We start from the raw sequence: 26,313 nt of genomic DNA, 5'->3' as shown, positions 1-26,313 counted from the left end.
GGTATATGATCGCGGCGAAACCTGAACTCAGGGGCCGTTGGCCCCTGCACAGCGTTATGGCAGCCGCTTTGCTGCTTTTGTCGGGCTGCGCGAGCAGTGGCGCGGGCGGCGGCTATAATTTCGCTTGGTACATTCTTTCGCCCTTTGATCCGCGTGGCCTGTCCAACCTCAGCTTCCTGATCTGGGGGCTTTGGGCGACGGTCTCGGTTTCGACCTTGGCGATGGTGATCTCGCTGAGCGTCGGACTTGCGGTGGCGCTGATGGGCAGCTCAAAGCGCCGGCCGCTTTTTTACGCAAGCCGGATCTATGTCGAGTTCTTCCGCGCCATCCCGCTCTTGGTGATGATCCTCTGGGTCTATTACGGCCTGCCGATCCTGACCGGCTTTCAAACCGGTGTCTTTGTCACCGGGCTTTTGTGCTTGGCCATCTCGGACAGCGCCTTCACCTCAGAGATTTGGCGCGCGGGCCTGCAATCGGTGAAAAAAGGCCAGGGTGAGGCGGCGCGCTCGCTGGGCCTTTCGCCTTGGCAGACCATGCGGCTGGTGATCTTGCCGCAGGTGGTGCGCGCTGTGCTGCCCGCCTTGGGCAACCAATATGTCTATGTGCTGAAGATGTCCTCACTGGTCTCGGTGATCGGCTATCAAGAGCTGACCCGCCGCGCCAATGAGCTGACCTTATCACAGTTCCGCCCCTTGGAGATCTACAGCTTCTTGGTCTTGGAATATCTCGCCCTGATCCTTTTGGTGTCATGGGGCGTGCGACGGATGGAGCGGCGGATGGGTGCCGGCACGCATGGCCGCGACTGAGCTCCTCCTTTATGCCACGCCGATCAGCGTCTACAGCTGCAAGCTGCGCATTGCGCTGGCTCTAAAGGGATTGGAGTGGCGCGAACTTCCGCCTCCCGGAGGCTATTGCAGCGCCGAGTATAAGGCGATTGTGCCGCAAGGCACTGTGCCTGCTCTGCGCTATGGCGACGCGCTCGTGGTCGAATCTGACACGATCATTGAATATCTCGATGACCTTGGGCTTGGCATACCCTTGGTGGGCACGGACCCCGCCTCTCGAGCCCGCAACCGGGCCTTATCGCGGCTGATTGACCTGCGGATTGAGCCCGCCTTGCGCGCGCTGTTCCCGTTGGTGGGCAGCGGTGCGGTGGTGCCCGCTGCAGCCCGTGACACCATTCTGCGCCATCTTGAGACGTTGCAGAAGCTGACCGGCCCCGGCCCCTTTCTCAGTGGCAACACCTCCGGCCTGCCCGATTGCGGGCTTTGTGCGGTGGGGCTTGTGCAAGAGAGCCTGAATGAAGCGCTTCAGCTGGGCCTGCCAGACCCTCATTGCGCGCAAGCCTATGAGGCTCTGCCCGCTCTGGCCCCGCACATCCAAACCTACCGCCGCGCCCTGCAAGATTGGGTTCGCAGCAAGGAGAGCCCCCGATGAGACTGGATATGATGGCTTGGGAAGAGGTCGAGGCCTACCTCGCCACCCGCCGCGATGCGATCCTGCCTGTCGGCTCGACCGAGCAGCACGGGCCAATCGGCCTGATCGGCACGGATGCGCTTTGCGCCACAGCGGTTGCGGAACGTCTGGCCGAACGGACCGGCTCCATCGTCCTACCGCCTTTGGCCTATACGCCCGCGCCCTTCAACATGGGATTTCCCGGCACGATCTCCGTCTCGGAGCAGACCTTTTCGACGCTTCTGTCCGAGATTTTCACCGCTCTTTCGCAGCACGGTTTTCAGCGGCTTTATGTGGTGAATGGCCACGGCGCCAATCTAGCCCCCCTGCGCGCTATGGCCGAAAAGACCGCTTTGGCCGTGCAAATCCGGTCGTGGTGGGATTACCCGCAGACCAACGCCCTGCGCGCCCGGCTTTATGGCGCGTGGGAAGGGATGCACGCCACCCCGTCCGAGATTGCTTTGACCCAAGCCCTGCACCGCCGCATTGACCGCGCCCCGCTCGACGCGCCCGAATTGCTCGACGCTGCCTTCCGCGCCGCCCATTCTGGCGACCGCCACGGCCCACCGGATGAGCACCGCGCGCGGTTTCCTTGTGGCCGCGTCGGCTCATGGTCCGAACTTGCGCGGCCAGAGCATGGCCAAGAGCTCTTGGCCTTGGTGCTGGACGAGGCCGAGGCCGAGTTCAAAGCCTTCGCCGGTTTGGGCTGACGGCGCGCGTCAGCCCGCGTGGTGTAACACCAGACCCGGCTCGGCCACCCGAAACCTGACGAGCCGTGCATCATGCGAAAGCGTCGCATAGCAGGTCCGCATATCGGGGCCGCCAAAGCACAAATTGGTCACCAGAAGGTCCGGCAAAGGATGCAGCCGAGGCGCTTGCAGCGGGCCTTGGAACTCAAGCACAGCGCACATATCCAAAGCCGCCGCATAGACCGCGCCACTTGCCGCCACTGCCAAGCCGTCAAAGCGGGCAATCCCGCCGGGGCTTGCGAAAAGCGTCGCGCCATAGCTGGCCGGCCAATCGGCTTTGCGCAGCTGGCCCGGTGCCTCGATGCTCCACATCCAGATCCGGCCGGTGTAAGTCTCGGCGACGTAAAGCGAGTTCCCATCGGGCGAGAGTGCGATCCCGTTGGGAGAGATCATGCCGCTGACCAGAAGCCGGATCTCGGACCCGTCCGCTTTGGCCCAATAGACCGCGCCCAGATCCATCTCATGCGCGCGGCGCTTGCCGAAATCGGTGAAATAAAACCCGCCGGTGCCGTCGAAGACGAGATCATTGGGACTGCGCAGACCGACGCCCTCGAAAGCGTCATAAAGCGTCTCGACCCGGCCCGTCACCAGATCCACGCGCTCAATACTGCCGCCGCGATAGCCCGCGCTTTGCGGCCCGGTGCGGCGTGTGCCCGGCCCGGTGTCGATCCAATCCGTGCCGCCGTTGTTGCAGACGAAGACCGCGCCCTCTGGCCCCAAAGCCGCACCATTAGGACCGCCGGGCAGCGCGGCGATCCGGGTGACTTGCCCCGAAGGCGAGACCCGCTTCAGCGCCTCATCATAGATGTCCAGCACCAAGACCGAACCATCCGGCATGGCAATGGGGCCTTCGGGATAGCCCAGATCCTGCGTGATCACTTTCATTGCGCCCTCCGAGGCTGGAAAGAGGCCTATCCGGACTAACTCTTTGTTTTTGCGGCCATACGCGCGGCCAACAGTTCCGCGCCGATCGCCTCATTGCGGGTGACAAGCTCGGTCAGTCGGGCCGGGTTCATCCCCACCGCCTTCACAAACCGCCCGCGTGAGGCGGGAATGCAGACCTCGACCGCTTTGCTCTTCAACGCCTTCAGCACCAGTTTTGCCACCTCTTCCGGCGGCACCGCTTGGCGCGCAAATGCGGCCGAGACGCCACGTTCCGCCTCGCGCTCTAGCATCGGCGTCTCGGTCGCGCCGGGGTGCATCAGGGTGAAGTCGACGCCGCTGTCGCGATGCTCCAGCGCCATGCCCAGATGCAAAGCCCGCAAGGCACTTTTCGAGGCCGCATAGCTGACAATGCCCGGCATGGTCATAAAGGCCGTCATACTGCACAAAGTGACGATATGGCCGTGGCCTTGCGCCTTGAAGAGCGGCAGCGCAGCCAGCATGCCCAGCATCGGCCCCATCACATTGACATCAAGGGTTTTGCGGTGCTGCTCAAGCGGCACCTCGTCCAAGCGGCCCGGAAAGACCACGCCGGCATTGTTGACGAGTACATCAATGCGGCCAAAGTGACGGCAGGCCGCACCCAAGGCATTTTGCCAAGCAGCGGGATCGCAAATATCCAAGGCCACTGCCAAGGCGCGCGGCCCAATCGCTTGCGCCACCGCCTCGGCTTGGGTTTGGTTGATATCAGCGACCACCACCTGATGGCCCTTCACGGCCGCCATTTTAGCAAAGGCCGCGCCAATGCCGCTGGCTGCCCCCGTCACGAAGATCACGTTGGGTTGAGAAGGCTGCTTCATCAAGAAAATCCGTGTGAAAGGCGGTAGCGCCGCCCAAACCTGCCGCGCAGGACTGCGGCGGCATCTGGTCGGCTGCTAAGGCCTAACCCACGAATAAAGTTAACAAGATTATTAAACCTGTCAACGTTCCGAACATCTTTCTCCGCGCGCTTTTTTAACCCTGCGCTAGATGCTCAAACAATCGCGCCACCGCTTCGGCGCCGGGGTCTATATGACCGTCCAGCTGATCCGCGCTGATGTAAGACGCGCGCCCCGCCTTGGCTTTGCGCAAAGTGGCGGTGTGATCCGCCCCTTTGCGCGCGGCTTGGGCGGCGGCTTGCAGATCCTGCGCGGCCAAAGCCTGCAAAGCGGGGTGCAGCGCATCGACCATCGTCCGATCACCAACCTCAGCGCCGCCAATCACTTGCATGCGCTTCAACCCCTCTTGCAGCGCATCGACCAAGCTTTTCCCGCTTGAAGCGGCATCGCCAGCGGCGGTGAAGAAGATCGCCAAAAGCACCCCCGAAGAGCCGCCCATGGTCTGGCTCAGCTCTTGACCAATGGCGCGGTAAAGCTGGGTGTGATCGGCCAAAGGCAAGCGGTCCATCGCCGCGCTCAAGGCCCGCGCCGCGCCTGCAAGGGTTGATCCTGTATCGCCGTCGCCCGATTTCGCATCCAATGCGTTCAGGTCGGCCTCGGCCCGGATCAACACGTCACAGCAGCGGTTCAGGAACTCTGCCGTCGGCGCATGGGCCGAGGCGATGGGCTTGATCGGCTTCAACCCATCGGGAAGCGCCACCACCTGAAGCGGCTTCACCGCCTGCACACCCGGCCAAGCCGAAGGCCCGCAAGGTGCGGACAAAAGCGCCTCATCCTCGGGACTCAGCGGGCAGACCGAGACCGAAAAGCCCTGCATATCAAGCGAGGTCATCAAGGCCGCCGGACCCACCACCCATTTGATCCGATCGCCAATGCGCGACTTCATCAACTCATTGGCGAGGATCGACATTTCCAAGACCGATGTGCCGCCAAGGTTGTTCAAAAGCGCCACATGCGGCGCGTCGGACATCACCTTAGCCAAGGCCTCAGCCAGGGCCGCCATGGCTTGGGCGGCATCGCGGTAATCGACCTGCTGGACCCCCGCCTCACCATGAATGCCAAGGCCCAACTCGGCCTTACCGGCGGCGATCCGGTGCTCTTTCGGCGAGCCGGGCACGGTGCAAGTGTCCAAAGACATGCCGATGCTGCGGGTGCCCGCGATGACCCGATTGGCCGCCGCCGTCACTGCTTCCAAGGTCGCACCCGCCTCGGCCAATGCCCCGGCGATCTTATGCACGAAAAGCGTTCCTGCCACGCCGCGCGGCTGCGGCAGATCGGGCAATGCGATGTCATCGCCGACAATCACCATCGAGACCTTCAGCCCGTAAGCCCGCGCCCGCTCGGCCGCGAGGCCAAAGTTCAGCCGGTCGCCGGTGTAGTTCTTCACGATCAACAAACAGCCCGCCGGGCCGGTGACGGCGAGGATCCCCGCCAGCACCGCATCCACCGAAGGCGAGGCGAAGACATCTCCGCAGACCGCCGCCGTCAGCATGCCCGCGCCGACGAAACCCGCATGCGCCGGCTCATGCCCCGAACCACCGCCCGAGACCACCGCCACCCGCGACTTATCCCAATCGGCCCGCACCACCACGCGGATATGCGGATAACCGTCAAGCCGCGCCAAGGCCCCGCCCGAGGTCAGGATCGCACCATCGATCGCATCGGTCACCACCGCATCGCGGGCATTGATGAATTGCGCCATTTTTACACTCCTCAGATGATCCGAGCGCCGTCGGCGTCGAAATAGAATGGGTTCTGTGGACGGATCCGCAGGCTGTCACCGGCGCGCAAGGGGCTATGCGCATCGGTGACGGTGATCAGGCTTTCGCCGCGATAGCTCAGGTGCAGGCGGGTCTGGTCCCCAAGATGCTCAACCCTTTGCACCTGGCCCTCCTCGCCCTCACCTTGGAAGATCTGCTCGGGGCGCAAGCCAATGGTTTTGGCCCGCGCCGGTGCGCCGGGGAAAAGTGCGGCGGGCAGCAGGTTGATGCGCGGCTGGCCAAGGCGGCTTGCGGCGTAAAGACTGACGGGGGCTTCATAAATCTCACGCGGGGGGCCGAATTGCACCAAGCGACCATGGTCGAGAATGCCGACATGGGTGGCCATGGTCATCGCCTCGATCTGATCATGAGTGACGTAAAGCAAGGTCGCGCCGCTTTGCGCCTGAATGGCCTTCAGCTCAATCCGCAGATCGGCACGCAGCTTGGCATCGAGCGAGGACAGAGGCTCATCCATCAGATAGATCGCGGGATCGCGCACCAAGGCGCGCCCGATTGAAACCCGTTGCATCTCGCCGCCGGAAAGCTGCGTGGCGCGGTTGTTAAGCTTATGGCTGATCTGAAGCACCTCGGCCACGCGCGAGACGCGGGCGGTGATCTCGGCCGCGCCAAGCTTAAGGCCCGGCGCTTTCAGGGAAAATTCAAGGTTCTGTCGCACGGTCAGATGCGCGTAGAGCGAATATTGCTGGAAGACCATGGCAACGTTGCGTGCCGCGGGGCTGGCCTCAGTCACATCTTGGCCACCGATCAGCACCCGGCCCTGATCCGGCCGATCCAACCCCGCAACCATCCGCAGGCATGAGGTTTTTCCCGCCCCGGTGGGGCCGAGAAGGACAACGAAAGCGCCGTCGGGCACGGTCAAACTGACCCCGTCGAGCGCGGCGGTGCTGCCGTAGTGACGGCTGACATTCTGCAAGGTGACCTCAGCCATGACGCAGCACCTTTTGATTGGCCTCGGACAGAAGCGCGCGGCCGTTGGCGCGCTCGAAAAGCGTGATGTTGCGCGGGTCCAGCCGCAGCCCGGTGAAGCCGCCGGGCGGGATGTGCTGGGCCGATGAGACCCGCGCCTTCACCGGGCCAAACGCGGTCTCGAAGGTCACGATCTGGGTGGTGCCAAGATATTCCGCCGCCAAAACTTTCCCGCGCAAGGCGGCAGCATCGTCAAGACTGACATGTTCGGGGCGCACGCCCAAAGTCAGCCCGCCCGCTGCCCCTTCAAGGATGCGCGGCACCGGCATGGCCAGCCCAGCCATTGTGACTTCCACCGCGCCCTTCTCAGCAACACCTTCAAACTCAAGGAAATTCATCGGGGGAGAGCCGATAAAAGAGCCGACAAAGCGGGTCGCGGGCCAGTTGTAGATGTCCTGCGGCACGCCGAATTGTTCGATCACACCGTGGTTCATCACCACGATTTTATCGCCCATCTGCATCGCCTCAAGCTGATCGTGGGTAACGTAAACCGTGGTCGCCCCCATCCGATCATGCAAAGCGCGCAACTCGCCCGCCATATGCTCGCGGAACTCGGCATCGAGCGCGCCCATCGGCTCGTCCATGAAAAACGCCTTCGGCTCACGCACGATGGCGCGCCCCAGAGCCACCCTTTGCCGATCACCGCCCGAAAGCCCGCCGACGGGGCGGTCCAGGAGCCCGGTGATGCCAAGGATCTCGGCCACCTCGCCCACTTTGCGGCGCACCTGATCGCGCGGCAGGCCTTGGCTGACCAGCGGATAGGCGATGTTCTTGCGCACGTTCATATGCGGGTAAAGCGCGAACATCTGGAACACGAAGGCGATGTCGCGCTGGCTGGCGGGGCGTTGGCTGACCTCTTCACCGCCCAAGTAAATCTGGCCCGATGTCGGCAGCTCCAGCCCCGCCATCATCCGCAAAGTGGTGGTCTTGCCGCAGCCCGAGGGGCCAAGCAGCATGAAGAACTCCCCATCCTCCACCGTGAAGGTCGAAGATTGCACGGCGGTGAAGCTGCCAAATTCCTTGCGCAGGTTTTCAATGCGGATCTGCGCCATTTGCTACTCCGGGAAATGGCTGACCACGACGAACATCACTGTTCCGGTCAGGGTCACAAGGAAGGACCAAGTGTAAAGGGCAAGCGCGAAGGGCTGCATCAGCATGACCACGCCCAAGGCAATCAGGATCGAGGCCAGCATCTCCCACGGCCCCCGGCGCAAGCGCAAAAGCCCGTTCAGAAAACCTGTCATTTGCGCAAAGCTCCGAAGGTGATCCCGCGCAGAAGATGTTTGCGCAGAAGGATGGTGAAGACCATGACCGGCAAGAGGAAGAGCGTGGCTCCGGCGGCCACAGCAGGCCAATCCTTGCCGCCAACGCCGATGATGGTGGGGATGAAAGGCGGTGCGGTCTGGGCATTGCCCGAGGTTAAAAGCACCGCGAAGGCATATTCATTCCAAGCGAAGATCAGGCAGAAGATCGCGGTTGATGCGATGCCGGTGGCCGCCTGCGGCAGCACGACTTTGTAAAAGGCCTGAAAGCGGGTGTAGCCATCGATCAGCGCCGCTTCCTCATATTCCACCGGGATTTCATCAATGAAGCCTTTGAGCAGCCAGACCGAGAGCGAGAGGTTCACGGCGGTGTATAGCAGGATCATCCCCAGATGGGTGTCGCTCAGCCCAAGCTGGCGGAACATCAGGAAAATCGGGATCGCCACGGCAATGGGCGGCATCATCCGGGTGGAGAGGATGAAGAACATCAGATCATCCTTCAGCGGCACCCGGAAGCGCGAGAAGGCATAGGCGGCGGCAGTGCCCAAGATCATGCACAGCGCGGTGGAGCCAAAACCAATGATGACCGAATTCAAGAACCGCTCGCCAAAGCGCGAGGGTCCGGCGATCACTTGCCCCTGATCGCGCGCCACTTGCTCAACCCAGTTTTGCGGCGGGCCTGCGGCCTCCAGCATCTCGGGCGTGGCGCGGGTGCGATCGGTGAAAAGGTTCACATAGCCCTCAAGGCTGGGCTCAAAGAGCACCTTTGGCGGATATGCTATGGAATCCGCGCCGGATTTGAAGCCGGTGGCGATGATCCACAACAGCGGCACCAGCGTGATCAGCGCATAGGCGACGACCAGCCCTCCGGCCAACCATTTGACCCGCGCGGTCGGTTCGGTGATCGAATAGCTCATCTCTCTTTCACCTTGTTCAGCGCTTTGACATAGATCGAGGCAAGGCCGAAGACGGTGACGAAAAGGATCACCCCATAGGCCGAGGAATAGCCGGTGCGCCATTTCTCAAAGGCCTCACGTTTGAGGTCGATGGAACTGAGCGTTGTGACATTGCCGGGGCCGCCACCGGTCAACTGCACGACCAGATCGAACATCTTGAAATTCTCGATGCCGCGGAAGAGGATCGCCAACATTAGGAACGGCAGCACCAAGGGCAAAGTGATGGTCCAAAACTGCCGCCATTTTGAGGCGCGGTCGCATTCCGCCGCCTCATAGATGCTATCAGGGATCGAGCGCAGCCCCGCGAGGCAGATCAGCATCACGAAGGGCGTCCACATCCAAGTGTCGGCAATGATGATCGCCCAAGGCGCCAAGCTGACATCGCCGATCATCGAAAAACTGGCCGGGTCTTTGCCGGTGACAAAACCGACCGCATAGTTGAAAAGCCCGATTTGCGGCTGATAAAGGAAGGTCCAGAAATTGCCCACCACCGCAGGCGAGAGCATCATCGGCAGCACGATGATCGTGGTCCACATATCATTGCCACGGAATTTCTTGTTGATGAGATAGGCCAAAGTGAAGCCGATCAGCACCTGCAAGACCAAGGTCCACAAAAGGAAATGCGCGGTCGCCTGCATCGTGCTCCAGATGCCGGCATCGCCAAGGATCCGCTCGTAATTCGCCAGCCCTACCCATTCGATATCACGGTTGGGCCGGTTCACCCGGTAATCGGTGAAGCTGAGATAGACCGTCCAGATCAGCGGGAAGATGTTCACCGCCAAGAGCAAAAAGATCGTGGGGGCGACGAAAATCCAAGCGATGCTGCGGTCGGATAACCCACGCAGTTTCTGCGCAATACCCGGAGGCGTGCCCTCGGCCGCCCGCTCGATCAGCGAATGCGTCATGTCAGAACCCTAATCCGGGGATGGGTCTGGGGAGCCGCGCACCGGCCCCCCAGTGGGAAAGGCGTTAAAGCTTGCCTTCGTCCTCGAAGACTTCGGTCCAATCCTCGACCAGCCCGTCCAGCGCTTCTTGCGCCGTGCCATCACCAGCCACGACGTAATTGTGCAGACGGTTTTGCATCGCCAGCAAAAGATCGGCATAGGCGGGCTCGGCCCAGAAGTCCTTCACGATCGCCATAGAGTCGAGGAAGGTCTGGGCATAGGGCTGGCTTGCCGCAAAGCCCGGATCCTCGACCACCGCCTTCAGCGCCGAATAACCGCCCAAAGCCCACCATTTCGACTGAACCTCGGGCTGGGCGAACCATTTGATATAGTCCAGCGCCGCATCTTGCTTGGTCGAATAGGCCACGACCGAAATCCCCTGCCCGCCCAATTGCGCGAATTGGCCCGCCGGACCGGCCGGGTTCGGGAAATAACCGGACTTGCCGCCACCGACATTGGCATCCGCCTCAACCCCCGGCCAGATGAAGGCGAAGTTCATCTGCATCGCCACCTGACCGGATTTATAAGCGTCGATATTCTCGCTCATATACCAGTTCGAGGCACCGGGCGGCGTCGCGGTGTCGTAGATCTCTTTATAAAGCTCTAGCCCCTTGGCAGCTTCAGGCGAGTTGACAAAACCCGCAAGATCATAGGGTTTTTCCGGATTCTCATAAAGGAAGCCGTAGTTGTAAAGCGCGTTGGTCGCGCCCATGGTGATGCCTTCCGAGCCGCGCTCGGTGTAGATCGCGGCACCGTAGACGGTCTTGCCGTCGATCTCGCGGCCTTGGAAGAATTGCGCGATATCGCGCAGCTCTTCCAGAGTGGCAGGCACGCCCAGATCTCGGCCGTGTTTCTCTTTGAATGCGGCTTGGATTTCCGGATTTTCAAACCAATCCTTGCGGTAGGTCCAGCCCACCACATCGCCAAAGGCCGGCAGCGCATAGTAATTCGGCGTGCCCTTCGGCCATTCGGCATAGCCCGTCACGGTCGCCGGGATGAAATCATCCATCGTGATGCCATTGGCGTCAAAAAAGTCATTGAGCTTGACGTAATGGCCATTCTCGGCCCCGCCGCCGATCCACTGGCTGTCGCCAATCATCAAATCGCAAAGCTGGCCCTTGGAGTTCAGCTCATTCAGCATCCGATCCGCGAATGAGGTCCAAGGCACGAATTCAAACTTCATCTTATGGCCGGATTGGGCCTCAAAATCTTTGGAAAGTTCAATCAACGCATTGGCCGGATCCCAAGCCGCCCAGCACAAAGTCAAATCCTCTGCCGCAGCAGATGTCGCGAACGAGCCCACGATCAAAGCAGATGCAGCAACGCTCACCAGATGTCTTTTGGTCATCTTCCACGTTCCTCCCATGACGGACCCGCAGCCTCCCCGCCGCGAATCTCTGAAATAAAGCTATGTGAGGCACGCACCTCAGAGCAAGAAAATTCTGAGGTGCGCACCTCAAATCGATTGCCAAGGGCAGTTTCGATGGTAAGACTGCCCAGAAATGCGCCTGCTCGGGATGGTTTTGTGACGCTCAGACCCACCACCAAAGACCTTGCCCAAGCCGCCGGGGTCAGCCTTGCCACGGTGGACCGGGTGTTGAATGGCCGCAGCGGCGTCAGCGCCTCCAGCACCGAAGCCGTGCATGCCGCCATTGAACGCATCGGGTTCGAGCGCAACATCGTCGCCGCCACCCTTGCCCGCCAACGCGGCCACCGCTTTCTTTTCGCCTTGCCCGAGACCAGCACCGAATTTCTCGACGTGCTCTTGGACCGCATCGCCGAGTTTCGTCGCGCCAGCATGGGCGAGATGATCCAAATCGGTGTGCTGCGGCTGGATGAGCGCGACCCGCATCGCGCCGCCCGTAGCCTTACGGCGATCAGCGCCGAGGACTGCGACGGCGTGGCGATCATGGCGGCCGAGACCCCGCAAATCCGCGACGCGGTGCAACGGATGCGCGAACGCGGGATCAACGTCGTCTCCTTCATCTCAAACCAGCCCGAGGCCGAGGGCCTGCCCTTTGTCGGCATCGACAATGCCGCCGCCGGGGCCACGGCGGGGCGGCTGATGCGGCGCTTCTTGGGTCCGCGCAGCGGCTCGATCCTTGTTCTGGCCGATACGATGCAAGGCCGCGACAGTCTGGAGCGGCGTCTGGGGTTTGATACGATCTTTGCCGGCGCCTTACCCCAATTGCAGGTGCGCCCAACGCTGGAAAGCTACGGTGATCCTGATCGCACCCAGCGTGTGCTGGCCAATGCCTTCGCCGCGCATCCCGATGTGGTGGGGCTCTATCTTATTGGTATGCAACCACAATTGGCGCTTGCCACTTTAGCGTCGCGGCCTTCCGCCCCCATCACCATTGCGCATGAGCGCACGCCATCGACCGAGCTTGCCCTGCGCGAGGGACGGCTTGATGCGGTGGTGCATCAAGACCCCGGCCATCTGGTGCGCAGCGCCGCCCGGATCTTGCGCGCGCAATGCGAAAAGCGGCCAATTCTGGCCTCGCAAGAGCGCATTCGGATTGAGATTTTGATCGCTGAGAACCTCTAGCGCGGCCTAAAGCTGCGCCAGCAGAACCCCGCCCAGACCAGCGAAAAGCACCACCAGCCATGGTGGCGCTTTCCAAGCCGTCAGTGCCACGAACAAGGCCAGCGCCAAGGCGAAATCCGGCATGCCGCCGATCGCGGAGGTGAAGACCGGATCGTAAAGCGCCGCCCCCAGAATGCCAACAACCGCCGCATTCGCGCCCTGCATCGCCGCTTGGGTTTTGCGGTTGGCGCGCAAGCTTTCCCAATAGGGCAGAACCGCGATCAGCAGCAAAAATCCCGGTAAGAACAGCGCCGTCAGAGCCAATGCCGCGCCCAACACTCCGTTTGGTTCAGGCCCCAGCACCGCACCAAGATAGGCGGCAAAGGTGAACAGGGGGCCCGGCACGGCTTGCGCGGCAGCATAGCCCATCAGGAACTGATCCGGCGTCACCCAACCCGGTGCCACCACCTCGGCCTGCAAAAGTGGCAAGACCACATGACCGCCACCAAAGACCAGCGTCCCGGCGCGGTAAAAGCCGTCCAACAGCGCACCGGTTTGCGACTGGCTGGCCAGAAGGGGCAGACCCAAAAACAGCAGCACGAATGTCGCAAGTGCAAGCCCTGCATGGAGTTTCGTCACCGCGATCGTCAAAGGCTGACCAAGGATGCTGCCGGTCCCTCGCCCCAAGCCCAGGCCCAGTATCCCCCCCAGTATGATCGCCCCAATCATGGCCAGCGCGGGCGGCAGAAAGGCCAAAAGTACCACCGCGCCTGCTGCGATTGCTGCGCGCTCACGGTCGGGGCAAAGGCTGCGCGCCATGCCCAAAACCGCCTGCGCCACGATGGCCACCGCCGCGATTTTCAACCCGTCCAAGATCCCGCTCCCAACCGGGCCTGTGAGATTGGCTGCCGTCAGTCCCAGCACCAGCAAGATCAACGCCGAGGGCAAAGTGAAGCCGACAAAGGCCGCCAATCCGCCCAACCATCCGGCGCGCATCACGCCCAAAGCAACGCCCACCTGCGACGAGGCTGGCCCCGGCAAGAACTGACACAGCGCCACCAGATCGGCATAGGCCGCATCCGAAAGCCAACCTCTGCGCGCCACAAAGGCCTCGCGGAAATAGCCAAGATGCGCGATCGGGCCGCCGAAAGCTGTTAGGCCAAGCTTGAGAAAGGCCCCGAAGACCTCGGCGGCGCTGCCCCCCTGCGAGGCGATTTGCGGATCATGCGTCACGTCTTGGCGTCACCTTCTGTGGTCCCTTGGGCCGCCCCCAAGGGGGCAGCCCTTTGCTGCTAGCTGGAATTTGCAACAGCGTTGTAACTCTGTGCAAAGCCGTTCCAAAGCAATGCACCGCAAGACCCGAATGTACCCAGCGCAAAGCCCCCTGCCCAGCCAGGTGACACCGACCACCGCAAGCCCTTCAACCGCTGCGCACAATCCTCCGCCTGCATCGCGCCAAACTTTGCGCGAATTCAGGCGGTGAATTTCGGCTACAAGCCAATGGATTAAAAAGCGGCATGGTCGCCTTCGGTTACAAAATCACATCCTCAGCCCCAGAGTTTTGGGCAATTGCATCAATCTGGAACAGCCTTCTTCGCGCAATCAACAATCGTTCAAGTCGCAATCTTTATTGAAACGCTGCATAGCTTGTGTGGAAAATCTCCTATATCCTTCAACTCAATAAGCCGGATTATCTGGGTAGGCCGCATTGAAGACCGAAGAACGCAAGACCCATCACGAACGCATTCTCGCGGATTTTCGGGATCGCATCACTCAAGGTGATTGGCCCCCCGGCTTTCAGCTGCCCTTTGAGACGCAGTTGGCTGAGACGTACGGCGTCTCGCGGATGACCATGAACAAGGTCTTGAGCCAGCTGACACGTGAAGGCCATCTGATCCGACGCAAAAAGCTGGGCACTTTCGTCGCGCGCCCAATGGCGCAATCGGCGGTGATGGAAATCTCGGACATTGCCAATGAAGTTGCGGCCCTTGGGCTAACCTGGCGGTTTGAACTTTTAGAGCGTCATCTCCGCGCCGCTTCGGATGACGAACGCGACGATCCGAGAATGGCCAATGCCTCGGGTCAGGTTTTGGAATTGCGCGGCGTGCATCATGCGGGCGATCTGCCGTTTTGCCATGAGGCGCGGCTGATCAATCCTGATGTCGCGCCGCAATCAGCCGCTGCGGATTTCCGTCAAATGGCGCCCGGTGCGTGGCTGGTCAAAGAGGTGCCTTGGACCTCGGCGCAGCACCGCATTCGCGCGGTGCCAGCGCTTGGTCAGATGGCGCGCGACCTTGGCTTGCCGCTGGGCACGCCCTGCCTTGAGGTGAAGCGGCGCACGGAAGTGGCGGGTGAATGGGTCACGCTGGTGACCCAAACCTATCCCGGCGATCGCCACCAATTGCTGGCCGATTTCTCGCCCAGCGGGGATGCTTAAAGACCCAAAGGCCAGATCGACACAGTCAAAACTGCCGCACCTTCAAGCGCTTGCAGCAAGGAAGGCTCGCAAGCGTCAAGATCGACCAAGTCCAGCGGGTTAAGACCGGCGGCAGGCTCCATCAGCAAAGCCAAGCGCGCCACCGCCCCCGGCGGCGGCAGGGTGAACGGCCCGCGCGTGACCTCGGCCCGCAAAGGCCGGCGGATCATGACGTTGAAGTCCAGTAGCGGCCCCCCCAAAAGCTGTGCCTCGCAAGGCTGATCGCCGGCAAAGGCCAAAGGCGGGCTTGCCGCCTCCAGCTCATGGACCTCACCGCCCACCGAAAGACGCATCGGTCCGCCCTCGATCACCGTCAGAACCCGGTCCACATTGGGAAAGCTTGAGAACGGCCCATCCGACGCCACGATGGCGGTTGAGATGCGCCAGTCAAAGGTCTCGAAGTCGGCGCCAGCGGGAGAGACGGCGATTTCCGCCGTCTCTCCGCCGCCGTTCCTCCAAGCGGTGAACTTGCGTTCGGCAGCTTGGAAGACGCCCCTCACCCGAGGATGCCCGGCAGGCGCAGGTTGTGCAGGCGCGCACAATCCTTGGCCAGCTCATAGCCCGCATCGGCGTGGCGCATCACGCCCGAGGCCGGGTCGTTCCACAAAACGCGCTCCAACCGACGCGCGGCATCTTCGGTGCCATCGGCCACGATGACCACGCCCGCATGTTGGCTGAAGCCCATGCCAACGCCGCCGCCGTGGTGGATCGACACCCAAGTCGCGCCCGAGGCGGTGTTGGTCAGCGCGTTCAGCAGCGGCCAATCCGACACGGCGTCCGATCCGTCCATCATGCCTTCGGTCTCGCGGTTGGGGCTGGCGACCGAGCCGCTGTCGAGGTGGTCACGGCCGATCACGATCGGGGCCTTCAGCTCACCGCTGGCGACCATTTCGTTGAACATCAGACCGGCGCGGTGACGATCGCCCAGACCGATCCAGCAGATGCGGGCGGGCAGACCTTGGAAGGCGATACGCTCGCCCGCCATGTCGAGCCAGCGGTGCAGATGGGTGTTCTCCGGGAAGAGCTTCTTCATCGCGGCGTCGGTCTTCGCGATATCCTCCGGATCGCCCGACAGAGCCGCCCAGCGGAACGGGCCGATGCCTTGGCAGAAGAGCGGACGGATGCAAGCCGGCACGAAGCCCGGGAAGGCAAAGGCGCGCTCGAAGCCCTCTTCCAAAGCCATCTGACGGATGTTGTTGCCGTAATCCACCGTCGGCACGCCGGCGTCATGGAAACCAACCATCGCCTCGACATGGGCACGCATCGAAGCGCGCGCGGCCTTCTCAACGCCTGCCGGATCGCTTTCTTGCTTGGCGCGCCATTCGGCCACGGTCCAGCCGGTCGGGCAGTAGCCATGCACCGGGTCATGGGCCGAGGTTTGGTCGGTCACGATATCGGGGCGGCCATTCGGCAGCGGCTCACCCGCCAGTTGGCGGCGCAGGATCTCGGGGAAGATCTCGGCAGCATTGCCCAAAAGACCCACCGATTTCGCTTCGCCCTTGGCATTCCACTCGGCGATCATCGCCAGCGCTTCATCAAGGGTTTTCGCTTTCGCATCAACGTATTTGGTGCGGATACGGAAGTCGATGCGGGTCTCATCCACCTCAACCGCAAGGCAGGACGCGCCGGCGAAGACCGCCGCCAAAGGCTGTGCGCCACCCATGCCGCCCAAACCGCCGGTCAGCACCCATTTGCCGGTCAGATCGCCACCGTAATGCTGGCGGCCCATCTCGGCAAAGGTCTCATAGGTGCCTTGCACGATGCCTTGGGCGCCGATGTAGATCCACGACCCTGCGGTCATTTGGCCATACATCATCAGACCCTTGCGGTCCAATTCGTTGAAATGCTCCCAATTGGCCCAACGCGGCACCAGGTTCGAGTTGGCGATCAGCACGCGCGGCGCATCCTTATGGGTGCGCACGATCGAGACCGGCTTGCCCGATTGCACGAGCAGCGTCTCGTCTTCTTCCAGATCGCGCAACGCGTCGCAGATCAGGTCAAAGTCCTTCCAGGTCCGCGCCGCCCGACCAATACCGCCATAAACCACCAGCTCATGCGGGTTTTCGGCCACATCGGGATGCAGGTTGTTCATCAGCATCCGCAAAGCCGCTTCGGTGAGCCAGCTTTTCGCGGTCAGATCGGTCCCGGTCGCCGGGTAGATGTCGCGGGTGTTGTGACGTGGGTTTGTCATGATGTCGTGCCCTCCTCAGGCGAGCAAAATGCCGGAAATGATATTGCGTTGGATCTCGGACGAGCCCTCGTAGATCCGCATGATCCGCAGGTCGCGGGCGTGGCGTTCCAGAGGGAAATCACGGGTGTAGCCATAGCCGCCATGGATCTGGATCGCCTGATCGGCGATGCGTCCCGCCGCTTCCGAAGCGAAAAGCTTGGCGCGGCTTGCAGCGGCGGTGAAGCGTTGCCCGGCTTGGCGCTGGCGGGCGGCCTCATGCGCCAAAAGCTCGGCTGCGGCGAGATCGGTCTCCATATCGGCCAGCTTCCAGCGGATACCTTGCTTTGCCGCCAAAGGCTCGCCGCCGATGATGCGCGATTTGGACCAGTCGCGGGCAGCGCTCAGTGCAGCGCGCGCGATGCCAACGCACATTGCCGCCACTTCGACGCGGCCATTGTCCAAGACCTTCATGGCGGTGCGGAAGCCCGAGCCTTCGGGGCCGACGCAGTTTTCAGCCGGGACATAGCAGTCGATGTCCAGCTCCCAGACATGGCCGCCGCGCAGGCCCATGGTTTGCTCAACCCGGCCCGGCACCAGACCGGGCGTGCCCTTCTCGACCACGAAGGCCGAGATGCCGCGATGCGCTGCCGCGGGATCGGTCACCGCATAGACCACGATGAAATCGGCCACGCCGCCGTTCGAGATAAAGCATTTGCGGCCGCGAATGCGCCAGCCGTCGCCTTCCCGCTCGGCGCGGGTGCGCATATCGCCGGGGTCGGAACCCGCATTGGGCTCGGTCAGCGCAAAGGCGCCCAGCATGCGGCCTTCGGCGGCGGCGGGCAGATAGCGCGCGCGCATCGCGTCATCGCCACCGATCAGAAGCGAATCCGTTGCCAGATAATGTGCGGTCAGCGCCGAGACGGTCGAGGCGCAGGCCCCGGCGATGGTCGCAACCGCCTCAAACAACGCATGGGCCGAGATATCGGCGCCGCCCCAAGCCTCGGGCAGGTTCGCCCCCATCATGCCGGTCGCGCCAAGGGCTGCGATCTGCTGATGAACGAAAGCCGCCGTCTCATCGGTCTGCGCCGCAAGCGGCGCGATTTCCTCGGCCGCAAAACGGTTCAGCATATCCATGAAGCCGCGTTCGGCCTCATCCAAAAGGTGGGAATAGTCAGGCATGGTCGGCTTCCTGTACGATGCCAGCGGCGATCAGCCCGGCAATCTGGTCGGCGGTAAGGCCCAAGGCGGTCAGCACCGGGCGGGTATCGCCGCCAAGCGCCGGAGCGCCGGTGGCGGACAAGGGTTTTGCGCCGTCAAAGCGCAGCGGTTGCCCGGCGACCGGGCTTTGCCCAAGGCTGTGATGCGGCAGATCGGCCACCAGCCCGCGCGCTTTGGCATGCGGGCTTTCCAGCGCCTCGGCCAGCGATTGGATCGGCGCGGTCGGGATCCCTGCCCCGCGCAATGCGGCGATCAGCGCCTCGGTCGAAAGCGTGGTGGTCCAGCCCTCGATCAGCGCGCGCAAGGCGGGTTCGTTGGAGGTCCGCGCCTCATCGCTGTTGAAGCGCGGGTCGCTGGCAAGCTGCGGCTGGCCCATCAGATCGCAAAGACCGGCAAACTGGCGCGGGCCCAAGACGGCGATGATCACTTGGCCATCGGCGCTGCGGAAGGCGCCAAAGGGGGTCGAGAGCGGATGGCGATTGCCGGTGCGGGTGACCCGCTGGCCAGCATAATGGTGCAGCGCATGGCTGGTGGGCAGCATGGCGACAAGGCAGTCCATCATCGCAATATCGACATGGGTGCCACCATTGGCGGCGCGGCCTTGCAAAGCGGCCAGAATGCCGATCGTGGCGTAAAGCCCGGCGGCGACATCGCCGATGGACTCGCCCGTGCGCATTGGATCGCCGCCCTCTGCGCCGGTGGAATCCATCCAGCCCGACATGGCTTGCACGACAAGATCATAGGCGGGCAGATCAGCCGCCGGCCCCTCTTGGCCAAAGCCCGAGATCGAAGCGACGACCACGTTCGGATTGACGGCGCGCAAGGCATCGGCGCCAATGCCCAGCCGGTCGGCGACGCCGGGGCGGAAGTTCTCAACCACCACATCGCAAGACACCGCCAGCTTCAGCGCCAGCGCGCGGCCCTCATCGGCCTTGAGATCCACAACCAGCGACTGCTTGCCACGATTGTTCAGCGTGAAAAGCGCGGATTCACCTGCGCTAAACGGGCCGATATGGCGATAATCATCGCCCTGCGGCGGCTCAAGCTTGATCACCTCGGCACCAAGATCGGCCAAGATGGCGGTGCAGAAGGGACCTGCCAGGACTCGGGTCAGGTCAAGCACCCGAATGCCATTGAGCGGTTTCATCGAAGAGATTCCTTGGAAAGGGTCGGCGCGAGCGCGGCAAGGCTGGCCAGCAGTTCGGCCAATGGCACGCGCAGAGAGGCCGCGCGCTCGGGGTCATAGGCATAGGGCGGCAGTTCGCTCGCAAGATGGGTGGATTGCGCCAACTCCATCTGGATCGCATGCACACCCGTTTCGGGCTTGCCGTAATGGCGGGTGGTCCAGCCACCCTTGAAACGCCCGTTCAGCACCGTGCTGCGGCCGGTGGCCTGACAGATGCGCAAGGTCTCGGCCTCGATCTGCGGCGCGCAGCTTTGCCCGCCAACCGTGCCGATGTTGAAATCGGGCAAGGCGCCCTCGAAGAGGAAAGGGATCACCGAGCGGATCGAGTGGCAATCGTAAAGGATCGCCACGCCGTGCCGCGCCCGCACCCGCTCAATCTCGGCGCGCAAGGCGGCGTGATAGGGCGCGTGCCAGAGCTTCAGCCGCGCTGCAACTTCTGCGGCATCCGGCTCTCGCTCCCAGATCGGATGGCCGTCGAAATCGGTCAGCGGCACCAAGCCAGTGGTGTTCTGGCCGGGGTAAAGGCTTTCATCCTCGGGGCCGCGATTGGCATCGATGACATAGCGGTGAAAGGTCGCCCGTACCGTGGTGGCACCGGGCAAAAGCTGGTCATAAAGCCGCTCGATATGCCAATCGGTATCGGCCAGAACCTGCCCGCGCGGGTTCAAGGCCGCGCGGATATTCTCGGGCAGAAAGGTGCCGGTATGTGGCAGCCCCAAGATGATGGGGCTGTCGCCTTGTTGGACTTCGACTGGTTTCACGGGCGCAGCTCAGCAAAGAGCGCGGCCGGAACGGCTTTGGCCAAAGCATCGCTGGAGACCAGCACCGCTGCCAGTTCCAGATCGGGGGCAAGGTAGCGGTCCTGCTCGAGCGGGGCGATGTCCTGACGCAGCCGCGCCAAAGCCGCACCCAAGGGCCCCGAGGTGGCCAAGGGCGCACGCGCCTCGATCCCGGCGGCAGCACAGATCGCCTCGATCCCGATGATATGCGCCAGGTTTGCGTTCATCCGACGCAAGCGCCGCGCCCCATGAGCGGCCATGCTGACATGGTCCTCTTGGTTGGCGCTGGTCGGGGTGGAATCGGTCGAGCAGGGATTGGCGAGGTGCTTATTCTCGCTCATCAGCGCGGCCGAGGTGACCTCGGCGATCATCAGCCCACTGTTCAGACCCGGATCATTGGTCAGGAAGGGCGGCAAGCCAAAGCTCATCGCCGGATCAACCATCATCGCAATGCGGCGCTGTGCGATGGCACCGATCTCGGACAAAGCCAGCGCGATCTGGTCAGCGGCCAGCGCCACCGGCTCGGCGTGGAAGTTCCCGCCCGAGATAATCAGCGACGGCTCGCCTTCGGCGCTGGTCAGCACCAGCGGGTTATCGGTGGCGGCATTCGCCTCGATCTCCAGCGTGCGCGCGGCTTGGAAAAGCACGTCAATGCAGGCGCCGGTCACTTGCGGCTGGCAGCGGATGCAATAGGGATCTTGCACCCGGCTGTCGCCCTCTTGGTGGCTCTCGCGGATCGCCGAGCCTTCCATCAGCCCCCGGATGATGCGCGCCGACATGATCTGGCCGCGATGGCCGCGCAGGGTGTGGATTTCCTCGATGAAGGGCGCGGTCGAGCCCATGATCGCATCGGTGGACATCGACGAGACCACCAGCGCCGCGCGGGCCGCACGGAAGGCATCGAAAAGACCGACCAGTGCAAAAGCGGTCGAGACTTGCGTGCCGTTGATCAGCGCCAGCCCTTCCTTCGCGGCCAAGGTCAAAGGCTTCAGCCCGGCGGCTGCCAGCGCATCGGCGCCCGACATCTCAACGCCTTTGTGCAAAGCCCGGCCCTCGCCCAGCATCACGGCGGCCATATGGGCCAGCGGGGCCAAGTCACCCGAAGCGCCGACCGAGCCTTGCGACGGGATCACCGGCAGCACGTCATGCGCCAGCATATCTTCGAGCAGCGCCACCAGTTCGGGCCGCACGCCCGAGGCACCACGGCCAAGGCTCAGAAGCTTCAGCACCATGATCAGCCGCACGGTTTGCGGCTCAACCGGCTCACCCACGCCGCAGCAATGCGACAAGATCAGGTTGCGTTGCAGCGTGGCGGTATCGGCCGGCGCGATCCGCACCGAGGCGAGTTTGCCAAAGCCGGTATTGACGCCGTAAACCGGCGCATTGCCCGCCGCCGCCGCCGCGATCCGCTCGGCCGAGGTGGCGATGCCCGCGCGGGCAGAATCGTGCAGGCGCACGACAAGCCCTTCGCGCCAGACCTGCTCAAGCTCGGTCAGGGTTGCGTTTCCGGGGGTCAGGATAAGCGGGGTCATTGCGGGCATTCTGCACCTCTGAAGACGCGGGAGTGGAGCGGGTTAAAGCCAATACGGGCGACAAGCTGGGCGGGGCTTTCCACATCCCACAGCGCCAAATCGGCCGAGAGTCCGGGCGCGATCCGCCCGGTTTCGTTTGAAAGACCAAGCGCTTGCGCGGCATTGCAGGTCACAGCTTTCAGGCATTCCGACACCGTCAGCCTAAAGAGCGTCGCGCCCATGTTCATGGTCATCAAGATCGAGGTCAGCGGCGAGGTGCCGGGGTTGCAATCGGTCGAAAGCGCCATCGGCACGCCTGCGGCGCGGAAGGCCTCAACGGGAGGCAACACCGTCTCACGCAAGGTGTAGAAGGCACCGGGCAAGAGCACCGCCACAGTGCCTGAAGCCGCCATCAACGCGGCATCCTCGGCGGTGGCATATTCAAGGTGATCGGCCGAAAGCGCGCCGTGCCGCGCGGCAAAGGCGGTGCCGCCAGCATGGGAAAGCTGCTCGGAGTGGATTTTCACATCCAACCCCAACGCCTTCGCCCGTGCGTAAAGCGGCGCCAGCTCTTCGGTCGAGAATGCAATCCCCTCGCAGAAGGAATCGACCGCATCGATCAGCCCTTCGGCATGGCCTGCATTCAGTCCCGCAATCGCGACCTCATGGATGTAATCCACCGCGCGGCCCGCATATTCGGGCGGCAGCGCATGGGCGGCGAGCCAAGTCTTGCGGATGCGCACATTGCGCTGCGTCTCCATCGCGCGGGCGGCGCGCAGCATGTGCAACTCGGCCTCAACCGACAGGCCGTAGCCCGATTTGATCTCGACCGTGCTGACCCCTTCGGCCAGCAAATGGTCCAATCGCGGCAGGCTTGCGGTGACCAGTTGGTCCACATCCATCGCCCGCGTCGCGCGCATCGAGGCTTTGATGCCGCCCCCTGCCCGCGCGATCTCTTCATAGGCCACGCCGTCAAGACGCTGCTCAAACTCAAAGGCGCGGTCGCCGCCGAAGACCAGATGGGTGTGGCAATCAATCGGCGCGGGCGTCATCAGCCGGCCTTCGCAATCGACGATCTTTGCGCCCTGACGCGGCAGATCAGCGCCCAAAGCCACGATCTTTCCACCGTCAGTCAAAAGCTCCAGCGCGCCCGGCGCCGAGGGCGTTGTTGTGCCATCCGCGGTCACAATGCGGGCGTTGGTCCAAAGCGTCGCGGTCATCGGCTCTCCATCTCGCTGGTTCAGGCGCGGTCCGGAATGCGGATTCGGCGCGGCTGTGCTTGCCTTCATGCTGCACCCGTCTGCGACGAAAAACAAGTATATACATATAAGTTTTTTCTGCTCATAATGCGGGGCAAATACGCGGGAGAATCTGAAGATGCGCATTCATGCGGCAGCGGCCCTATTGCCCGCTGGCTGGGTCGAGGATGTAAGGGTCGAGCTGTCTGAGAGCCGGATTGCCGGGATAAGCGTCGGCGTTCCGGCACAGGCGGATGACACCCGGGTCGAAGCGCTGATCCCGGGCATGCCCAACCTGCACAGCCACACGTTCCAGCGCGGCTTCTCGGGGCTCACGGAACTGCGCGGGCCGGGCAAAGACAGCTTCTGGACCTGGCGCGAAGTGATGTACCGCTTTGCACTGCAACTGAACCCCGAGGGCGTCCAAGCCATCGCCGCGCTGGCTTGCGTTGAGATGCTTGAAGCCGGTTACACCCGGCTGGGCGAGTTCCACTATCTGCACCACGCCCCCGATGGCCGCCCCTATGACGACCCGGCCGAGCTGTCTCTGCGGATCTTTGCCGCCGCCGAAGAGACCGGCATCGCGCTGACGCATCTGCCGGTTTTCTACGCGCATGGCGGCTTTGGCGGCGCCGCGCCCAACGAAGGCCAGCGCCGCTTCTTGCACAGCCTCGACGCCTTTGACCGGCTAATGGAGCGCTGTGAGGCCCGGATGACCCGCCCGCAGGACCGGCTCGGTCTCGCGCCGCATTCACTGCGCGGTGCGACGCCGGAGGAGATTCGCTATCTCGCCGCGCAATGGCCGGATCGGCCGTTCCACATCCACATTGCCGAGCAGGTGAAAGAGGTTGAAGACAGCCTTGCCCATTCCGGCGCGCGCCCGGTTGAAGCACTTCTGGCTGAGACCCCGGTCGGCCCGAATTGGTGCTTGATCCACGCCACCCATCTGACCGAAGCCGAGATCACCGGCATCGCGCAAAGCGGCGCCGTCGCAGGCCTCTGCCCGGTGACTGAGGCGAACCTTGGCGATGGTATCTTCCCCGCCCCCGGCTTCTTGGCCCAAGGTGGCAGGTTCGGCGTTGGCACCGACAGCAATGTGGCGATCTCGGTCGCGCAAGAGCTGCAGATGCTGGAATATTCACAGCGCCTATCGCTGCGGGGTCGCAACATCTGCACCGAGGCTGGATCGACCGGCACCGCCCTCTTCAACGCTGCCCTGCAAGGTGGTGCGCAGGCCTTGGCCGCGCCGCAGCAGGAGCTTGCAACCGGCGCGCCCGCTGATCTTGTGGCCCTGCGCGATCCGATGGCGCTTTCGAACCCGGCCTCGCTTTTGGACCGCTGGATCTTTGGCAGCGGCGTCGCGGTGGACCAAGTTTGGGCCTCGGGCCGTCATGTCGTGCAAGACGGTCGCCACCCCGAGCGGGACCGGATCCGACGTGCCGCCAGCGAAGTCATGCGCAAACTGCTCTGACCTAAGGCACCTTAAACAAATAAAAACGCGGCAGATGAACCCCATCTGCCGCGTTTTTCTTTTGTGCAGGACCCGTCTTTGCGGCCCCTCGGACGTCACGCGCCACAGGGCCAAAAGCGAGCGCCGGGTTGCCCCGGCACCGCCAAAGATCAGGCGTTGAACCACCAGCGCTCGCCGCAGCGTGCACCGTCAAGCTCCCAGTCGTTGGCGATCTCGCCATGACCCACTTTGGACGAGGTGGCGTCCAAGAAATCTGCCCAGATCGGCGCCACGAGGCCCGCATCTTCCCAGATGATGCGCTGGCACTCCCAATAGATTTCCTTGCGCTTGGCTTCGTCCTTCTCGCCGCGCGCCGCGACCAAAGCGTTGTTGAACGCCTCATTGTCCCAACTGCTTTCGTTGAAGGTGCCGATGCTCTCGCGCGAGTAAACCAGCGTCAGCATCGCATCTTCGTTGACGCGGCCCGACCACCGGGTGGCGAACATCGGACGCTTGGTCCAGATGTTGGACCAGTAGCCGTCATCGGGCTCGCGCTTCACATCAATGGTGATGCCGGCAGCCGATGCCTGCTGGGCGTAAAGCTGCGCCATATTGACCGCGCCGGTGAAGGGCAGTTCCGAGACGTGCAGCGGCACGACCATCCCCGAAACGCCAGCCTTCGCAAGCAAGGACTTGGCCCGCTCGGGGTCATATTCATACTGCGGTAGGTCGGGGTTATGTGCGGCATAGGCCTTGGAGAGCGGCTGATCGTTGGCGATCGAGCCATAGCCCGACTGGATCTTGTCCAAGATCTCATGGCGATCGATGGCATATTTCATCGCCCGGCGCACATCCGCGTCACGGAAGAGCGGATCGGTCACGTTCATCGCGAAACCGTGGTGCAGTTTACCCTGAGTTTGGATCAGGTTGATCCCCGGGAAGGCTTTGAGCAGGCCCGCCGTGGTGGTGTCAACAAAGCCCATTGCATCGATCTGGCCCGTTTGCAGCGCGGTGGTGCGGGCGTTGATGTCGGCGATGCAGTGGATCTCGATCGAGTCGAAATGCGCCCGGCCCTCTTTCCAGTAGTTCGGGTTCTTCCGCACAACGCTGCGCAGGCCCGGCTCATAGGTCTCAAGGATATAGCCGCCGGTGCCGACGCCTTTGTTGAAATCAGTGTCCTCGGCCGGGACGATGATCATGTTGATCATCGACAGGATCGCCGGGAAGCCTGCGTTCGGGCCAGACAGTGTGATCTTGACCTCAAGCGGGCCAGTGGCCTGAATATCGGTGATCGCGGTCAGCATCGACTTCGCAACCGAGATGGTCTTCTCGCCGCGGTGCAGGTTCAGCGACCAAACCACATCTTCAGCGGTCAGCGGGCGACCGTCATGGAACTCAACCCCCGAGCGGATCTTAAAGGTCCATTCGGTAAGATCGTTGTTCGGGCCCCATTCGGTTGCCAGTTCCGGCACCAAGACACCGCCGGGGCCAACTTCGATCAAGCAGTTCCGCAGTTGATACTGCAGGTGCATCATGAAGCGGTATTCGTTGACCTGCGGGTCAAGGCTGTCGGCGGTGCTGAAGTCGGACACCGCCATGCGGAAGGTGCCGCCCGATTGCGGCGTGCTTTGCGCGCGGGCGCGGTGCGGCGCAAGCCCCAGCGCTGCGGCGGCCGACATCGCGCCTGCTCCCAACAGCATTGAACGGCGAGTGGGTGAGATTGTCATGAGAGAAGCTCCCTATTGGCGGGTTTCCGTTGGATCGGAAAGCCTTGGTGGCTGATTATCGGGTCTGAATTGTGGGACGGAGATTATGTATGTACTTA

Annotated in this window: 24 protein-coding genes; 6 read left to right on the top strand and 18 right to left on the bottom strand. The window is 62.8% G+C overall.

The genetic code is table 11. From position 1 onward, the window contains the following. The first annotated feature begins 56 nt into the window (after positions 1 to 56). The 3 genes from Q9295_RS06675 to Q9295_RS06665 are packed head-to-tail and all read left to right on the top strand — an operon-like array spanning position 57 to position 2,165. Positions 57 to 806, top strand: coding sequence for an amino acid ABC transporter permease (locus Q9295_RS06675; protein WP_306679746.1), 750 nt, complete (start codon positions 57 to 59; stop codon positions 804 to 806). After that, positions 793 to 1,437 (top strand): glutathione S-transferase family protein, encoded by a 645-nt coding sequence (locus tag Q9295_RS06670; RefSeq protein ID WP_306679745.1) that lies wholly within the window; start codon positions 793 to 795, stop codon positions 1,435 to 1,437. Before Q9295_RS06675 ends, Q9295_RS06670 begins: the two co-directional genes overlap by 14 nt. After that, on the top strand, positions 1,434 to 2,165 hold the full coding sequence (locus tag Q9295_RS06665; protein WP_306679744.1) for a creatininase family protein: 732 nt from the start codon (positions 1,434 to 1,436) through the stop codon (positions 2,163 to 2,165). The genes Q9295_RS06670 and Q9295_RS06665 overlap by 4 nt, the downstream gene beginning before the upstream one ends. A 9-nt stretch (positions 2,166 to 2,174) precedes the next feature. Here Q9295_RS06665 and Q9295_RS06660 read toward each other — a convergent pair whose 3' ends face one another. From Q9295_RS06660 to Q9295_RS06620, 9 genes are all read right to left on the bottom strand, one after another. Beyond that, positions 2,175 to 3,089, bottom strand: coding sequence for an SMP-30/gluconolactonase/LRE family protein (locus tag Q9295_RS06660; protein WP_306679743.1), 915 nt, complete (start codon positions 3,087 to 3,089; stop codon positions 2,175 to 2,177). Between the two features lie 35 nt (positions 3,090 to 3,124). Next, the gene (locus Q9295_RS06655; protein ID WP_306679742.1) at positions 3,125 to 3,946 is read right to left on the bottom strand and encodes an SDR family NAD(P)-dependent oxidoreductase; all 822 of its coding nucleotides are present in this window, start codon (positions 3,944 to 3,946) and stop codon (positions 3,125 to 3,127) included. Between the two features lie 154 nt (positions 3,947 to 4,100). Continuing rightward, complete coding sequence (locus Q9295_RS06650; RefSeq protein WP_306679741.1) at positions 4,101 to 5,726, bottom strand: dihydroxyacetone kinase subunit DhaK; 1,626 nt, start codon at positions 5,724 to 5,726, stop codon at positions 4,101 to 4,103. A gap of 11 nt (positions 5,727 to 5,737) precedes the next feature. Beyond that, positions 5,738 to 6,733 carry an ABC transporter ATP-binding protein gene (locus Q9295_RS06645; RefSeq protein WP_306679740.1) on the bottom strand — a complete coding sequence of 332 codons (996 nt, stop codon included), beginning with the start codon at positions 6,731 to 6,733 and terminating at the stop codon, positions 5,738 to 5,740. Further along, entirely contained in the window at positions 6,726 to 7,823 is a 1,098-nt protein-coding gene (locus Q9295_RS06640) for an ABC transporter ATP-binding protein (RefSeq protein WP_306679739.1), read from the bottom strand. The genes Q9295_RS06645 and Q9295_RS06640 overlap by 8 nt, the downstream gene beginning before the upstream one ends. 3 nt (positions 7,824 to 7,826) lie before the next feature. Further along, entirely contained in the window at positions 7,827 to 8,015 is a 189-nt protein-coding gene (locus Q9295_RS06635) for a hypothetical protein (protein ID WP_306679738.1), read from the bottom strand. Next, on the bottom strand, positions 8,012 to 8,950 hold the full coding sequence (locus Q9295_RS06630) for a carbohydrate ABC transporter permease (protein WP_306679737.1): 939 nt from the start codon (positions 8,948 to 8,950) through the stop codon (positions 8,012 to 8,014). Before Q9295_RS06630 ends, Q9295_RS06635 begins: the two co-directional genes overlap by 4 nt. After that, positions 8,947 to 9,894, bottom strand: a complete 948-nt coding sequence (locus Q9295_RS06625; protein WP_306679736.1) for a carbohydrate ABC transporter permease — start codon at positions 9,892 to 9,894, stop codon at positions 8,947 to 8,949. Before Q9295_RS06625 ends, Q9295_RS06630 begins: the two co-directional genes overlap by 4 nt. A 64-nt stretch (positions 9,895 to 9,958) precedes the next feature. Beyond that, positions 9,959 to 11,281 carry an ABC transporter substrate-binding protein gene (locus tag Q9295_RS06620; RefSeq protein WP_306679735.1) on the bottom strand — a complete coding sequence of 441 codons (1,323 nt, stop codon included), beginning with the start codon at positions 11,279 to 11,281 and terminating at the stop codon, positions 9,959 to 9,961. Positions 11,282 to 11,458: 177 nt separating this feature from the next. Between Q9295_RS06620 and Q9295_RS06615 the strand changes: the two genes are divergently transcribed. Continuing rightward, positions 11,459 to 12,481 (top strand): LacI family DNA-binding transcriptional regulator, encoded by a 1,023-nt coding sequence (locus Q9295_RS06615; protein ID WP_306679734.1) that lies wholly within the window; start codon positions 11,459 to 11,461, stop codon positions 12,479 to 12,481. Between the two features lie 6 nt (positions 12,482 to 12,487). Here Q9295_RS06615 and chrA read toward each other — a convergent pair whose 3' ends face one another. Next, positions 12,488 to 13,693: a chromate efflux transporter gene (gene chrA, locus Q9295_RS06610; protein ID WP_306679733.1), complete on the bottom strand. Its 1,206-nt coding sequence runs from the start codon at positions 13,691 to 13,693 to the stop codon at positions 12,488 to 12,490. 475 nt (positions 13,694 to 14,168) lie between these two features. On the opposite strand from chrA, the gene hutC reads away from it, so the two are divergent. After that, the gene (hutC, locus tag Q9295_RS06605) at positions 14,169 to 14,897 is read left to right on the top strand and encodes a histidine utilization transcriptional repressor HutC (protein WP_306679732.1); all 729 of its coding nucleotides are present in this window, start codon (positions 14,169 to 14,171) and stop codon (positions 14,895 to 14,897) included. Here hutC and Q9295_RS06600 read toward each other — a convergent pair. The 7 genes from Q9295_RS06600 to hutI are packed head-to-tail and all read right to left on the bottom strand — an operon-like array spanning position 14,894 to position 23,020. Then, positions 14,894 to 15,436 (bottom strand): HutD/Ves family protein, encoded by a 543-nt coding sequence (locus Q9295_RS06600; RefSeq protein WP_306679731.1) that lies wholly within the window; start codon positions 15,434 to 15,436, stop codon positions 14,894 to 14,896. The two genes, hutC and Q9295_RS06600, sit on opposite strands and share 4 nt — an antisense overlap. Further along, complete coding sequence (hutU, locus tag Q9295_RS06595) at positions 15,433 to 17,127, bottom strand: urocanate hydratase (protein ID WP_306679730.1); 1,695 nt, start codon at positions 17,125 to 17,127, stop codon at positions 15,433 to 15,435. Before hutU ends, Q9295_RS06600 begins: the two co-directional genes overlap by 4 nt. A gap of 15 nt (positions 17,128 to 17,142) precedes the next feature. Further along, the gene (locus Q9295_RS06590) at positions 17,143 to 18,285 is read right to left on the bottom strand and encodes an acyl-CoA dehydrogenase family protein (protein ID WP_306679729.1); all 1,143 of its coding nucleotides are present in this window, start codon (positions 18,283 to 18,285) and stop codon (positions 17,143 to 17,145) included. Further along, entirely contained in the window at positions 18,278 to 19,471 is a 1,194-nt protein-coding gene (locus Q9295_RS06585) for a CaiB/BaiF CoA transferase family protein (RefSeq protein WP_306679727.1), read from the bottom strand. Before Q9295_RS06585 ends, Q9295_RS06590 begins: the two co-directional genes overlap by 8 nt. Next, on the bottom strand, positions 19,468 to 20,271 hold the full coding sequence (hutG, locus tag Q9295_RS06580; RefSeq protein WP_306679726.1) for an N-formylglutamate deformylase: 804 nt from the start codon (positions 20,269 to 20,271) through the stop codon (positions 19,468 to 19,470). The genes Q9295_RS06585 and hutG overlap by 4 nt, the downstream gene beginning before the upstream one ends. Continuing rightward, positions 20,268 to 21,821 (bottom strand): histidine ammonia-lyase, encoded by a 1,554-nt coding sequence (hutH, locus tag Q9295_RS06575; protein WP_306679725.1) that lies wholly within the window; start codon positions 21,819 to 21,821, stop codon positions 20,268 to 20,270. The genes hutG and hutH overlap by 4 nt, the downstream gene beginning before the upstream one ends. Continuing rightward, positions 21,818 to 23,020: an imidazolonepropionase gene (gene hutI / locus Q9295_RS06570; RefSeq protein WP_306679724.1), complete on the bottom strand. Its 1,203-nt coding sequence runs from the start codon at positions 23,018 to 23,020 to the stop codon at positions 21,818 to 21,820. The genes hutH and hutI overlap by 4 nt, the downstream gene beginning before the upstream one ends. Before the next feature lie 157 nt (positions 23,021 to 23,177). Between hutI and Q9295_RS06565 the strand changes: the two genes are divergently transcribed. Next, the gene (locus tag Q9295_RS06565) at positions 23,178 to 24,509 is read left to right on the top strand and encodes a formimidoylglutamate deiminase (RefSeq protein ID WP_306679723.1); all 1,332 of its coding nucleotides are present in this window, start codon (positions 23,178 to 23,180) and stop codon (positions 24,507 to 24,509) included. Between the two features lie 149 nt (positions 24,510 to 24,658). On the opposite strand, the gene Q9295_RS06560 is transcribed toward Q9295_RS06565, so the two are convergent. Next, complete coding sequence (locus Q9295_RS06560) at positions 24,659 to 26,167, bottom strand: ABC transporter substrate-binding protein (protein ID WP_306679722.1); 1,509 nt, start codon at positions 26,165 to 26,167, stop codon at positions 24,659 to 24,661. Positions 26,168 to 26,313: the final 146 nt, after the last annotated feature.

Origin of the sequence: Pseudogemmobacter lacusdianii (assembly GCF_030848395.1) — a bacterium.
Lineage (GTDB): Bacteria > Pseudomonadota > Alphaproteobacteria > Rhodobacterales > Rhodobacteraceae > Pseudogemmobacter > Pseudogemmobacter lacusdianii.
The sequence above is the reverse complement of the archived record's forward strand: the minus strand, read 5'-3'. Positions and strand labels throughout refer to the sequence as shown.

What these genes read in the sequence shown, in the direction of transcription:
- Q9295_RS06660 (WP_306679743.1), bottom strand. Translation starts at nt 3,089, where the DNA reads ATGAAAGTGATCACGCAGGATCTGGGCTATCCCGAAGGCCCCATTGCC.
- Q9295_RS06640 (WP_306679739.1), bottom strand. Translation starts at nt 7,823, where the DNA reads ATGGCGCAGATCCGCATTGAAAACCTGCGCAAGGAATTTGGCAGCTTC.
- Q9295_RS06630 (WP_306679737.1), bottom strand. Translation starts at nt 8,950, where the DNA reads ATGAGCTATTCGATCACCGAACCGACCGCGCGGGTCAAATGGTTGGCC.
- Q9295_RS06655 (WP_306679742.1), bottom strand. Translation starts at nt 3,946, where the DNA reads ATGAAGCAGCCTTCTCAACCCAACGTGATCTTCGTGACGGGGGCAGCC.
- Q9295_RS06675 (WP_306679746.1), top strand. Translation starts at nt 57, where the DNA reads ATGGCAGCCGCTTTGCTGCTTTTGTCGGGCTGCGCGAGCAGTGGCGCG.
- hutU (WP_306679730.1), bottom strand. Translation starts at nt 17,127, where the DNA reads ATGACAAACCCACGTCACAACACCCGCGACATCTACCCGGCGACCGGG.
- hutH (WP_306679725.1), bottom strand. Translation starts at nt 21,821, where the DNA reads ATGACCCCGCTTATCCTGACCCCCGGAAACGCAACCCTGACCGAGCTT.
- Q9295_RS06625 (WP_306679736.1), bottom strand. Translation starts at nt 9,894, where the DNA reads ATGACGCATTCGCTGATCGAGCGGGCGGCCGAGGGCACGCCTCCGGGT.
- Q9295_RS06560 (WP_306679722.1), bottom strand. Translation starts at nt 26,167, where the DNA reads ATGTCGGCCGCCGCAGCGCTGGGGCTTGCGCCGCACCGCGCCCGCGCG.
- Q9295_RS06645 (WP_306679740.1), bottom strand. Translation starts at nt 6,733, where the DNA reads ATGGCTGAGGTCACCTTGCAGAATGTCAGCCGTCACTACGGCAGCACC.
- Q9295_RS06635 (WP_306679738.1), bottom strand. Translation starts at nt 8,015, where the DNA reads ATGACAGGTTTTCTGAACGGGCTTTTGCGCTTGCGCCGGGGGCCGTGG.
- Q9295_RS06565 (WP_306679723.1), top strand. Translation starts at nt 23,178, where the DNA reads ATGCGCATTCATGCGGCAGCGGCCCTATTGCCCGCTGGCTGGGTCGAG.
- Q9295_RS06650 (WP_306679741.1), bottom strand. Translation starts at nt 5,726, where the DNA reads ATGGCGCAATTCATCAATGCCCGCGATGCGGTGGTGACCGATGCGATC.
- Q9295_RS06590 (WP_306679729.1), bottom strand. Translation starts at nt 18,285, where the DNA reads ATGCCTGACTATTCCCACCTTTTGGATGAGGCCGAACGCGGCTTCATG.
- hutI (WP_306679724.1), bottom strand. Translation starts at nt 23,020, where the DNA reads ATGACCGCGACGCTTTGGACCAACGCCCGCATTGTGACCGCGGATGGC.
- Q9295_RS06670 (WP_306679745.1), top strand. Translation starts at nt 793, where the DNA reads ATGGCCGCGACTGAGCTCCTCCTTTATGCCACGCCGATCAGCGTCTAC.
- Q9295_RS06665 (WP_306679744.1), top strand. Translation starts at nt 1,434, where the DNA reads ATGAGACTGGATATGATGGCTTGGGAAGAGGTCGAGGCCTACCTCGCC.
- Q9295_RS06620 (WP_306679735.1), bottom strand. Translation starts at nt 11,281, where the DNA reads ATGACCAAAAGACATCTGGTGAGCGTTGCTGCATCTGCTTTGATCGTG.
- Q9295_RS06585 (WP_306679727.1), bottom strand. Translation starts at nt 19,471, where the DNA reads ATGAAACCGCTCAATGGCATTCGGGTGCTTGACCTGACCCGAGTCCTG.